Origin of the sequence: Conexibacter stalactiti (assembly GCF_033542075.1) — a bacterium.
In the GTDB taxonomy this organism is placed as follows: domain Bacteria; phylum Actinomycetota; class Thermoleophilia; order Solirubrobacterales; family Solirubrobacteraceae; genus Conexibacter; species Conexibacter stalactiti.
The window spans coordinates 20312-31572 of record NZ_JAWSTH010000076.1; the positions used below are offsets into that span (position 1 = coordinate 20312).

At 74.9% G+C, this 11261-nt stretch carries 9 protein-coding genes; 5 read left to right on the top strand and 4 right to left on the bottom strand.

Translation table 11 applies throughout. The features are described from left to right. Position 1: 1 nt before the first annotated feature. The 3 genes from R7226_RS22610 to R7226_RS22620 form a co-directional block, all read right to left on the bottom strand. On the bottom strand, positions 2 to 1540 hold the full coding sequence (locus tag R7226_RS22610) for a hypothetical protein (protein ID WP_318599618.1): 1539 nt from the start codon (positions 1538 to 1540) through the stop codon (positions 2 to 4). Positions 1541 to 1648: 108 nt separating this feature from the next. Further along, on the bottom strand, positions 1649 to 2245 hold the full coding sequence (locus R7226_RS22615; RefSeq protein ID WP_318599619.1) for an ANTAR domain-containing response regulator: 597 nt from the start codon (positions 2243 to 2245) through the stop codon (positions 1649 to 1651). Next, on the bottom strand, positions 2226 to 3404 hold the full coding sequence (locus R7226_RS22620) for a sensor histidine kinase (RefSeq protein ID WP_318599620.1): 1179 nt from the start codon (positions 3402 to 3404) through the stop codon (positions 2226 to 2228). Before R7226_RS22620 ends, R7226_RS22615 begins: the two co-directional genes overlap by 20 nt. A gap of 206 nt (positions 3405 to 3610) precedes the next feature. Between R7226_RS22620 and R7226_RS22625 the strand changes: the two genes are divergently transcribed. The 5 genes from R7226_RS22625 to R7226_RS22645 are packed head-to-tail and all read left to right on the top strand — an operon-like array spanning position 3611 to position 10309. After that, on the top strand, positions 3611 to 5020 hold the full coding sequence (locus R7226_RS22625) for a cytochrome ubiquinol oxidase subunit I (RefSeq protein ID WP_318599621.1): 1410 nt from the start codon (positions 3611 to 3613) through the stop codon (positions 5018 to 5020). Between the two features lie 13 nt (positions 5021 to 5033). Continuing rightward, a complete protein-coding gene (gene cydB / locus R7226_RS22630) occupies positions 5034 to 6188 on the top strand; it encodes a cytochrome d ubiquinol oxidase subunit II (protein ID WP_318599622.1) in 1155 nt (384 codons plus the stop codon). Further along, a complete protein-coding gene (cydD, locus tag R7226_RS22635) occupies positions 6185 to 8014 on the top strand; it encodes a thiol reductant ABC exporter subunit CydD (protein WP_318599623.1) in 1830 nt (609 codons plus the stop codon). The genes cydB and cydD overlap by 4 nt, the downstream gene beginning before the upstream one ends. After that, positions 8011 to 9927, top strand: a complete 1917-nt coding sequence (cydC, locus tag R7226_RS22640) for a thiol reductant ABC exporter subunit CydC (RefSeq protein ID WP_318599624.1) — start codon at positions 8011 to 8013, stop codon at positions 9925 to 9927. The genes cydD and cydC overlap by 4 nt, the downstream gene beginning before the upstream one ends. A 31-nt stretch (positions 9928 to 9958) precedes the next feature. Further along, positions 9959 to 10309, top strand: coding sequence for a hypothetical protein (locus tag R7226_RS22645; protein WP_318599625.1), 351 nt, complete (start codon positions 9959 to 9961; stop codon positions 10307 to 10309). A gap of 75 nt (positions 10310 to 10384) precedes the next feature. Here R7226_RS22645 and R7226_RS22650 read toward each other — a convergent pair. Further along, positions 10385 to 11261: WS/DGAT domain-containing protein (locus R7226_RS22650; RefSeq protein WP_318599626.1), on the bottom strand; the 877-nt coding region annotated here is incomplete at its 5' end.

Consider the following 11261-nt stretch of genomic DNA (forward strand, 5'->3'; position numbering starts at 1 on the left):
GTCACGCGGCGGCCTCCACGAACTCGGCATCCTCGGCGCGCGCGGCATCCGCGTCGGCGAGGCGTTCGGCATCGCGCGCGTCGGCCTCCGCGTCGGCATCCGGCTCGCCGAGCGTGACCCGCTGCAGCACCAGTCCCGGCGAGGTGAGCGCGTCGTCGCCGTCGGCCGGCACGGCCAGCAGCGCGCTGCGGATCCCCTGGCCGTGCAGCGTGCCCAGCTCCGGCGAGCGGTGCGCGAGCGCCAGCAGCGCGAGCGCGTGCGCGGCGGCAGGATCCTCGGTGCGCGCGGCCAGCGTCGCGAGCGAGATCGGCTCCGAGCCGACCTGCTCCAGCAGCCTGCCCGCGGCCGCGACCTGCGCGGAGCTGAACAGCAGCGGCTCGCGGTCGGGCGTCAGCTCGACGGCGGCGACCTCGCGACCGTGCTCGGGCGGCGCGTGCGGCTCGACGGCGAGCAGGTCGACGCCGGCCCACTCGCTCAGCAGCCGCGGCGCGCGCGCTCCGAGCGCGACCTCGACCAACTCGACGAGCGCGTCGGCGGCGTTGCACTGGCGTGAGAGCACGTCGGTCAGCACGTCGTTGACGGGGTGCGCGTAGGCGCGGCGGGCGCGCGGCTGGAGATGCTGGCGCTGCTGTTCGAGCAGGAACGTGTCGCGCGCCTCGGCGATCACCTGCTGCAGCGACTGGTGGCGGTCGAGGCACTCGTCGAGCAGCTCGATCGTCCGCGGGATCCAGCGGAAGTCGTCCTCCTCGGCGCGATCGGTCGCGGAGTCGATCAGCTGCTTGAGCCGCTCCTCGACGCGGATGCGGTCGACGATGTGGTCGAGCGCGGCGCTCAATCGCGGCGAGACGGTCGAGGACCAGTGCTCGCTGCGCAGGTCGCGCTCGGCCTCGCGGAGGTCGTCGCGGACCTGCTCCATGAAGCGGATCGACTGCATCCGGCTGTCGCGCGCGGCGAGGTAGGCGTCGTCGTGGCGGCCGCGCTTGATCAGGTGCTCGAGCCGGGCTTCCGCCGCATGCTGGGCGGAGTCGATGTCGAGGTCGAGCGCGTCGACCAGCACGTTGATCGCCTGGTCGCGGGCGCGCAGATGGTGGAGGCCGGACTGCTCGGTCTCGTAGAGCAGGAAGACGCGATGGGTGCGGTGGACGGCGCTGCCGTCGGCGCCGACGTCGAGCCACTGCGCGTCCTGCTCGTCGGTCAGCTGCCGCAGCAGCCACTCGGCGACGTGGCGGTGGTCGTCGTCGCTACCCGCGGGATGCTGCCGCGCCGCCTGCGCGGCGACCTCGGCACGCGCCTGCTCCCAGGTGGCGCCGGACTCCAGGTCCATCCGCACGGCGACCGCGTCGATCGCGTGCAGGCACAGCTCTGGCGCGCGGTAGGGCCGCAGCCGTTCGTCCTGCGAGCGCTGCCGCGCCTCCTCGATGTGGCCGATGCGAGCGGCGTACAGCAGCGCCCGCGAGCGCCGCCCGACGGCCTCGTCGAGCGCGCCGCCGAGGGCGCTGGGGAGGGAAACGGGCACGGCTGTCGACGGGACCTGGGACATGAAGGCCGAGCACGATAGCCACCCCCGCGGGCGGACTGTTTTTGCCTGCTCAGGCGTTCGGCTGGCGCCCGGTGCGGCGTCCGCCGTCCTGCGAGCCCCCGCTCAGCCTCAGCCGTCTGCCCCTCCGCCGCCCTCCAGCAACGCCTTCTGCTCGACGATCTTGCGCGCGACCTCGACCAGTCTCAGGTTGCGATCGCGCGCGGTCCGCTGGATGCGGCGGAAGGCCTCCGGCTCGCTGATCCCGGTCGCGGCGATCAGCAGCCCCTTCGCCTGCTCGATCGTCTTGCGGTCCTCCAGCGCTTGCTGCGCCTTGGACACCTCGGCTTCGAGCGCGCGGAACTCCTGGTGGCGGCTGGCGGCGAGGCGGATGCCGGCGTCGAGCGCGCGGTCGTCGATCGGCTTCGTCAGGTAGGCGCTGACGCCGCTGGCGATCGAGCGCTCGATCAGGTCGGGGTCGTCGACGCCGGTGATCACGACGATCGGCCGTCGCAAGCCCTCCTCGGCGAGCGTGCGCGCCGCCGCGAGGCCGTCGAGCCGCGGCATGTCGACGTCGAACAGATAGAGGTCGGGCGGGTCCTCGCGTGCCAGCTCGACCGCCGCCTGGCCGTCGGCGGCCGGCCCGAGCGGCTCGTGGCCGAGCGCCTTCAGCCGGGTGGTCAGGCCGATCGCGATGACCGGGTCGTCTTCAGCGATCAGGATCCGCATCGCCGACATTGAAGCGCAGGACGGCGCTGGTGGTGCCGTCGGGTTGGGTCGAGAGGTCGAAGTCGCCGCCCAGGCCGCGCTCGGCGATCTGCCGCACGAGCGTCAGGCCGAGGCCGCTGCTGGCGCCGTTCGCGGGGGCCGCGCCTCGCGCGCTCGCCGCGCCGCCGTTTGCGCCGAGGCCCGACCTCCCCGCGTCGCGCACCTCCAGCCTGACCTCTCCGTCGGGCGCGCCGCCGGCCGCCAGCACGACCGTCACCGGTGCGCGGCCGTGGCGCAGCGCGTTGGCGATCAGCTCGTTGGCGATCACGCCGAGCTGCTGCGCGCGCGCCGCCTCCAGCCGCAGCTCGTCGGAGACGACGACGACCTCCTCGCCCGGCGCCGCGAGCGCCTCGACGACCGTCTTCAACAGCCTGTCGCTGGCGACCGTGCCGCCGCGCTCGCCCGCGAGCAGGTGGTGGACGGCGGCGATCGAGCGGATCCGCGCGGCGGTCGCGTCGAAGGCGTCGGCGCTCTCGCCGGCGTCGGTGGGGCGGCCGAGCAGCAGCAGGTCGGCGACCGTCTGGAGCGAGTTCTTGATGCGGTGGTGGGACTCCGCCAGCAGCGCCTGCTCCAGCTCGGCGGCGGCGGCCGCGCGCGCCGCCGCCGCCGCGTTGACGCGTGTGGCGCGGGCGAGCGCCAGCGCCAGCAGCACGGAGGCGCTCAGCAGCAGCGCGTCGAGCGCGACCTCGGCCGCCGACAGCGGGTCGGGCGCGAGCGTCATCGCGATCGCGAACGAGATCGCCGCGAGCGCCAGCCACAGCGCCAGCACGCGGCCCTCGTGCGTCAGCGCGATGAAGGGGAGGACGAGGAACAGCAGCAGGTCGAAGCGCGCCTCGCCGCCGCCGACGACGATCAGCGTCGCGACGAAGACGAGCAGCCCGCCGGCCCACAGGTTGAGCCGTATCGCGTCGCCGGCCGGCCCGAGCAGCTGCTTCCACGGCAGCACGCCCATCCCGAGATTGGCGACCGCGCCGGCCAGCGCGAGCGCGACGACCAGCTCCGGATGGCGCGCGCCGACGTCGAGCGCGACCGCCACCAGCACCGCCGCGACCGACAGCCAACCGAGCAGCAGCCCGGCGCGGATCGCCTCGCGACGGGCGGTCTTGGGACGGGGATCCACGCGCTCAGCGTACGCGACCGCCCCACGGCGGCCGCCCGCCTCGCGACCGCCGCCGCATGTGTGACGACCGGCGCTGTGTGGCACGGACCCCTTGCTACGCTGCCTCTCGACGCGCTGTTCACGACGACGCCGTCACCGGGTCCTGACTGCCCGCACCACCAGCCCGCCGCACGATGCGACGGGCGCTCGCGTCAGGAGTCGTCCCAGTGAACAGCCTCGACCTCGCCCGTTGGCAGTTCGGCCTCACCACGCTGCTGCACTTCGCGATCGTCGGCATCTCGATCGGCCTCGTGATCCACGTCGCCGTGATGCAGACGCGCTGGCAGCGCACGGGTGACGAGAAGTGGCTGCGGCTGACGCGTTTCTACGGAAAGCTGATGCTGCTGTCGTTCGCCGTCGGCGTCCTCACCGGCATCCTGCAGACGTTCCAGTTCGGGATGAACTGGTCGCGCTTCTCCGCCTACGTCGGCGACGTCTTCGGCGCTCCGCTGGCGCTGGAAGGGCTCGGCGCCTTCTTCGTCGAGGCGGTCTTCCTCGGGCTGTGGATGTTCGGCTGGGGGCGGCTGCCGAGACGGCTCCACCTCGCCTGCCTCTGGATCGTCGCCGGCGCGGCCGTGCTGTCGGCGTACGCGATCCTCGTCGCGAACACGTGGATGCAGCATCCGACCGGCTACGAGCTGGTCGACGGCAAGGCGCAGCTCACCAATGTGCTGCCGGTCCTCTTCAACGTCAACCTCGGCCTGACCGTCGCGCACGTGCTGTTCGGCGCGCTGCTGGCGGGGACGTTGATCGTGCTCGCCGTCGCGTGCGTGCAACTGCTGCGTGGGCGCGACGTCGAGATCTTCCAGCCGGTCGTCGCGATGGCCGTGAAGGTCGGGCTGGTCGCCGCGCTCGGCGCCGCGACCTTCGGCCACTTCCAGGGGATGCTGGCGATGGAGCAGCAGCCGATGAAGATGGCGGCGGCCGAGGCGCTCTACGAGACCGAGTCGCCGGCGGGGCTGTCGCTGTTCGCGCTCGGCGGGTTGAGGTCCGACCCCGGCGAGCTGCTGTTCGACGTCAAGCTGCCGGTCGCGCTGTCGGTCCTCAACAGCTTCTCGTTCGACTCGACCGTGCGCGGCATCGACGAGCTGCAGGCGGCGGCCGAGGAGAGATACGGGCCGGGCGACTACACGCCGGTCGTCGGCCTCATGTACTGGAGCTTCCGCGCGATGGTCGGCAGCGGCACCGCGCTGATAGGGCTGATGGCGCTCGGCGTCTGGCTGCTGTGGCGCGGGACGCTGTTCAGATCGCGCCGCTTCATGCAGGCCGCGGTGGCCGCGGCGGCGCTGCCGTTCGTCGCGCAGGCCGGCGGCTGGATCCTGCGCGAGGGCGGCCGGCAGCCGTGGATCGTCGAGGGGCTGCTGCGGACCGACGTCGCCAACTCGCCGAACGTCGGCGTCTGGGTCGTGGGGCTGTCGCTCGCCGGCTACCTCGCCTTCTACGGGATCGCGTTCTTCTTCGCCGGTCGCGTCGCCGTGCACGAGATCGCGGAGGGGCTGGAGGGGGAGCACACGGTCGACGCCGCTGCGGAGGGCTCCGCTCGCCGCTCTTCCTCCGACCTCGCGCTGACCTACTAGGAGGCCTGGGTTCATGTCCGATCTCTCGCTGCTGCAGTCGATCTGGTTCGTCGCCATCGTGGGCCTGTGGGTCCTCTACCTCGTGCTCGAAGGCTTCGACTTCGGCGTCGGAATGCTGATGCGGCGGGTCCGCCGCGACCACGCCGACCGGCGCGTCGCGCTGCACACGATCGGCCCGACGTGGGCGGCCAACGAGGTCTGGGTCGTCGTCGCGGTCGTCGCGATGTTCGGCGCCTTCCCCGAGTGGTACGCGGCGTGGTCCTCGGCGCTCTACCTGCCGCTGTTCGTCGTGCTGCTGTCGCTGGTCTCGCGCAACGCCGCGATCGAGCTGATCGGCAAGCGCGAGGGCGAGCGCTGGCGGGCCGGCTGGGAGCGCGTGCTGCTGGTCGCGAGCACCGTCGCGCCGTTCTGCTGGGGGCTGATGTGGAGCGCGGTCGTCGGTGGTCTGGAGCTGCGCGGCGGTGAGGTGGTCGCGGGGCCCTTGGATGTGGTCTCGTGGTACTCGGTGCTGGGCGGTCTCTCGCTCGTGGTCGTGTGCCGCGCGCTCGGTGCCGCGTTTCTGACGCTGCGGACCGACGGGGACGTGCGCGTGGCCGCGTCGCGCTCGTTGCGGTTCGCCGCGCCTGTCGCGTTCGTGGTGGTCAGCGGGTTCGTGGTGTGGACGGTCGCTGGGTTCGGCGCTCCGGGCGTCGTCGGCTGGATCGCGTGTGCGGGCTGCGTGGTCGCGCTCGCGACGGTCGCGGCCGCGGGCTGGCGCGTGGGCGCCGGCACTCGCGCTGCGTCAGACGGCGGCGACGCGCGTGCTGCGGCGGTCGCGTTCGGCGCGGGCTGCGCGGCGATCGGACTGCTCGTCGTGACGTGGTTCGCGGTGCTGTTCCCGGCCGGGATCGCCGGCGCCGACGGCGGTGCGCCGCTCACACTCGCCGACGCCGCGGCCGGGAGCTACACGCTGACGCTGATGACGATCGTCGCCGGCCTGCTGCTGCCGGTGCTGATCGGCCTGCAGGCGTGGAGCTACTGGCTCTTCCGCCACCGCATGACGCGCGCGGACGTGGGCGCGCCGCTGCCGAGCCCTGTCGACGTGGTGACGCGGGTGGTGGGTGGGTCGGGTCCCGAATCGCCCGCTGCGCCGAACGGTCCCGGGTTCCGGCGGCGGAGGCAGACGTGAGCACGGGCGCCCCCGGCGCCAGAGCGATCCACCGGCGGCTGCTCGGGCTCGTGCCACGCGCGCGCGTGCTGTTGGCCGGGGCGGCCGCCGCGGGGCTGACGAGCGCGGCGCTGCTGGTCGTGCAGGCGCTGGCGTTGGCGCACGCGGTCGACGGCGCGGCGTTCGGCGGAGAGGATCTGGCGGCGCTGCGCGGGACGCTGCTCGTGTTGGCCGGCGCGGTCGCCGGCCGGGCGCTGCTCGCCGCGGTGACCGAGTGGCTCGGCCGCCGGGCCGCGGAGCTGGCGATGGGCGAGTTGCGCCATCGCGTCGCGGTGAGCGTGCTGGCGGCGCGGCCGCGGCGGGTCGAGGAGGCGCGCCGCGGCGAGCTGGCGACGGCGGCGGTCCACGGCGTCGACGCGCTCGCCGACTACTACGCGAAGGCCGTTCCGCAGCTGGTGCTGGCGGCGGCCGTCCCGCCGGCGCTCGTGGCGGTGGTGCTGTGGCATGACCCGCTCGTCGGCGTGCTGCTCGGCCTGACGCTGCCGCTGGTCGTCGTCTTCATGGTGCTCGTCGGACGCGACAGCGCGGCGCGGATCGGCGAGCGGCGCCAGGCGCTCGGCGTGCTCGGCTCCCACTTCCTCGACGTCGTGCGCGGCCTGCCGACGCTGCGCGCGCACGGCCGCGCCGAGGCGCAGGCGGCGACGCTTGGCGAGGTCGGCGAGCGCTACCGGACCGAGTCGGTCGCGGCACTGCGCGTCGCCTTCCTCTCGGCGCTGGTGCTGGAGCTGCTGGCGATGGTCGGCACCGCGATCGCGGCGGCGGTCGTCGGCGTCCAGCTCGCTGAGGGCGCGCTCGGCTTCGAGGCCGGCCTGCTCGTGCTGCTGCTCGCGCCGGAGGTCTACGCGCCGCTGCGCCTCGCCGGCCAGCGCTTCCACGCGGCCGAGGACGGCGCGCAGGCGGCGCAGACGCTGTTGGAGTTCACGGAGGGTGGGAGCAGCGGCGAGTTTTGGTCGCTGGGCGACCAAAACTCTCCGCTGCTCGACCCGGCGCGCAGCGGCATGCGGTTGCGTGGGGTACGGGTGGCAGGCGGCACGGGACGGGCGCCGGCGCTCGACGGGCTGGACGCCAGCTTCGAGCCCGGCACGCTGACCGCGCTGGTCGGTCCGTCGGGCGCGGGCAAGTCGACGCTGCTGCGGCTGCTCGCGCGGCTGGCCGAGCCTGACGAGGGGTGTGTGGAGTGCGGCGACGCCGAGCTGGGCGCGCTGAGCCGTGAGGCATGGTGGCGGCAGGTCGCGTGGCTGCCGCAGCGCCCGGCGCTGTTGCGCGGCCCGCTGCGCGAGACGCTGACGCTCCAGCGCCCCGACGCGAGCGACGCGGAACTCGCCCTGGCGCTCGCGCGCGCGGGCGCGTGGGAGGTCGTCGAGGAGCTGGCCGGTGGCGCGGCGGGCGTTTCGTCGGCCGGCGGGTCACTGACCTCCGCGGGGCTGGCGCACGCGCTCGTGACGCCCGTCGGCGCTGATGGTCGCGGCCTCTCGGGCGGCCAGCGGCAGCGGCTCGCGCTGGCCGGAGCGCTCGTCTCGCGCGCGCCCTTGCTGCTGCTCGACGAGCCGACCGCCCACCTCGACCTTCGCAGCGCCGGGACCGCCGCCGCCGGGATCCGTGCTGCCGCCGCTGGCCGGACGGCGATCGTCGCGACCCACGATCCGCAGGTGATGGCGGTCTGCGACGCGGTCGTCGAACTGCGCGGCGGACGCGCCGTCGGCGCCGCCGGTCGCGAGCGGCTCGAGCGGGCGGGGCTGGTGGTAGCACGCTCCAGTCACGAGCGGAAGGCACGGGCGGTGGCATGAGCGCGATCGACGCGAGAGCGGTGCGCACGCGTGACGGCGCCGGCCGGGACAGTGCACCCCCGCTCGGCTCCGCCGGCAGCGGCGCTCGGCAGCGTCTGCGCGTCATCGCGCTCGGCGCGGCTGCGGCGATCGCGGGCACGGTTCTGCTGGCCGCGTCCGGCTGGCTCGTCACACGCGCCGCCGAGCGGCCGCCGGTGTTGGCGCTGCTCGCTGCGATCGTCGTGGTGCGCGCGCTCGGGCTGGTGCGCGCCTTTGGTCGCTACGGCGAGCGCCTGGCCGCCCACGACCTCGCCTTCCGTCAGCTCGCCGAGCTGCGCGTGCGCTGGTACCGGCGGCTGGTCGGCGGTGCGCCGGAATCTGCGCAAGCCGCGCCGCGATCTGCGCGAGCCGCGCCGCGATCTGCGGGAGCCGCGCCGCAGTCTGCGCAAGCTGCGCGCACGGGCACCCTTTCGGCCGCCGACCTGCTGAGCCGCTTCGTCGTCGACGTCGACGAGCTGCAGCACCGCGACGTCCGCGTGCGGGGGCCGGTGCTGGTCGCGGTCGTGGCGTCGGTCGCTGCGGTCGCGTTGGCGGTCGCGATCCTGCCGGTCGCGGGGCTGGTGCTCGGCGGTGGGCTGTTCGTCGCGGCGACGCTCGTGCCCGCGGTCGCGTTCGCGGCGGCCCGCGGTGCGCTGCGGCGTCAGGGCGCCGCACGAGCGGCGCTCGTCGACGAGCTGGTCGAGGCGATGGAGGCCGCGCCACAGCTCGCGCTCGCCGGCCACGGACCCGAGCGGGTCGCGCGGCTCGACGACGCGTCGGCCGCGCTCGGGCAGATCGGCCGACGCGACGCCGCGACCGCCGCGCTCGCACAAGGACTCGGCACGCTGATCGCGGGCGCGACGCTGGTCGCCGTGCTCGCGGTCGCGGTCGGGCCGGCGAGCGACGGTGGGCTGGCGCCGGTCTGGCTCGGCGCGCTGGCGCTGCTCGCGCTCGGCGCGTTCGAGGCGGTCGCGGCGTTGCCGGAGGCGGCGACGCGCGCGGTTTCGGTCGCCGCCGCCGAGCGGCGGCTGGAGGAAGCGGTCGCCCCGGCCTCGCCGACGCAGTCCGCGCCCGCGCCGCAATCCGCGCCCGCATCTGCGCCATCCGCGCCCGCGCCGCAATCCGCGCCCGCATCTGCGCCATCCGCGCCCGCGCCGCCGCAACCCGCGCCCGCATCTGCGCCATCCGCGCCCGCATTCGCGCAACCCGCGCCACTCTCACCCGACGCCGTCCTCACGGCTCGCAGCCTCCGTCACCGGCCCGGCGGCGCGGGGGCGCCGGCCGTGCTCGACGGGGTCGATCTCGAGCTGGCGCCGGGGAGACGGATCGCGCTGGTCGGCGCGAGCGGGGCGGGGAAGACCGTCCTCGCCGAGCTGCTCGCCGGGCTCGTCCGCGCCGACGAGGGCGAGATCGGGCTCGGAGGTCACGCGATCGACACGCTCGACCCTGCCGTCGTCCGCGCGCAGGTGCGGCTGGCCGGCCAGGACGCCCACCTGTTCGCGACCTCGATCGCGAACAACGTCCGCATCGGCGCGCCGCAGGCGACCGGCGCGGAGATCGACGCCGCCCTCCGCTCCACTGGTCTCGGCGGCTGGCTCGACGCGCTGCCGGACGGCGCCGCGACGCTCGTCGGGGAGGAGGGCTCGGCGGTCTCAGGCGGTCAGCGGCAGCGGATCGCGCTCGCGCGCTGCCTCGTCTCGCCGGCGCGGCTGCTGCTGCTCGACGAGCCGACCGCGATGCTCGACCCGCCCGCCGCACGCGCCTTCCTCGCCGACCTCGACGCGGCCGTCGCCGACCGCGGCGTGCTGGTGATCACGCACGAGCGGGTCGGGCTCGACGCCTTCGATGCGATCTGGGAGCTGCGCGATGGGCGTCTGCAGCTCGCGGACGGGTGAGCTGCGCGACGGCCCGGGGTAGCTGCCGACCATGGCCGCGCTCGAACATCACGACGCCGACGGACGCCTCCACCGCGAGGACGGGCCCGCACGGGTTCTTCCCAGCGGCCGTCAGGAGTGGTGGCGCCATGGCCGCTTGCACCGCGACGACGGGCCCGCGATCGTGCACGCCAACGGCTCGGAGAAGTGGTACCGCGACGGCAGACGTCACCGCGTCGGCGCGCCCGCGTGCGTCTACGTCAACGGCACCGAGAAGTGGTACGAGAACGGTCTCCGCCACCGCGCCGACGGCCCGGCCGCGAGCTATCCCGACGGCCGCCGGATCTGGTTCCTCGACGGGGTCAAGGTGAGAGAGGAGCGGGTGGCGCTGGCCGGTGGGTGAGGCCCACGCCAAGCGAGGGGACGGCGAGCCGCGGGGGGTGGGATCGCGGGCGGGCGACGACGCGCGGAGGCGCGCTCAGCCGCTTGCCGCCGCCACCAGCAGCTCCGCCTCCAGCTCGATCGCGGCCGCCATCGTGCGCACGTCAGGGACGAGCACGGGATCAGCAAGCAGGCCGAAGCAGAGCCGGTCCTCGAACGACGTGACCGCCACGCGCAGCGCGTGACGTTCGCCGATCTCCGCAAGGCTGTGCAGCGCCCGCACACGCGCCGCGAGCAGCTCGACCGCCGTGCGCGGCCCGACGACGTTGGAGACGGTCAGCGCGAAGCGGCGCGGGCTCCGCTCCAGCCGCGTCGTGAAGGTGCGCAGCTGCGGTGAGACGCGGCTCAGCTCCTCCAACAGCTGCTCGCGCCGCTCGGCGTCGCGGTCCTGCTTGCGCACGCGCGTCTGCTCGTGCACCGTCCGCAGGCGCGCGACCGGATCGGCCTCGCCGAGCGGCAGGCCCAGCGCGAAGTACGACGTGCGGTTGGCGGCATCGTCGCCCTCATGGTGGAGCGAGACCGGCACCTTGACGCGCACCTCGCCGATCGCGCCGTGGTGGTGCTCCAGCCAGCGGCGCAGCGCGCCCGCGACGACCGACAGGACCGCGTCGTTGACCGTCGCCCCGGCGAGGCTGCGCGCGGCGTCGTGCAGCGGCGCGAACGCGATCGCGGCGAAGCCGATCTCGCGGCGCGTGCCGATCGCGCCGTCGAACGGCGAGCGAGTGCGCGAGCGGGCGAACTCGCGTCGCAGGTAGGCGGCGAGGTGGCCGCGGCGCCGCGCCTCGTCGGCGGCGTGGCGGGCGAACGCGTCGGCGGCGCTGGGCTCGGGAGCGGCGCCGTACTCGTGGCCGGGCGCGGGCGAGACGCCGTACGCGTGGCCCGGCGCGGGCGGGGCGCCGTGCGCGTGGCGGGGC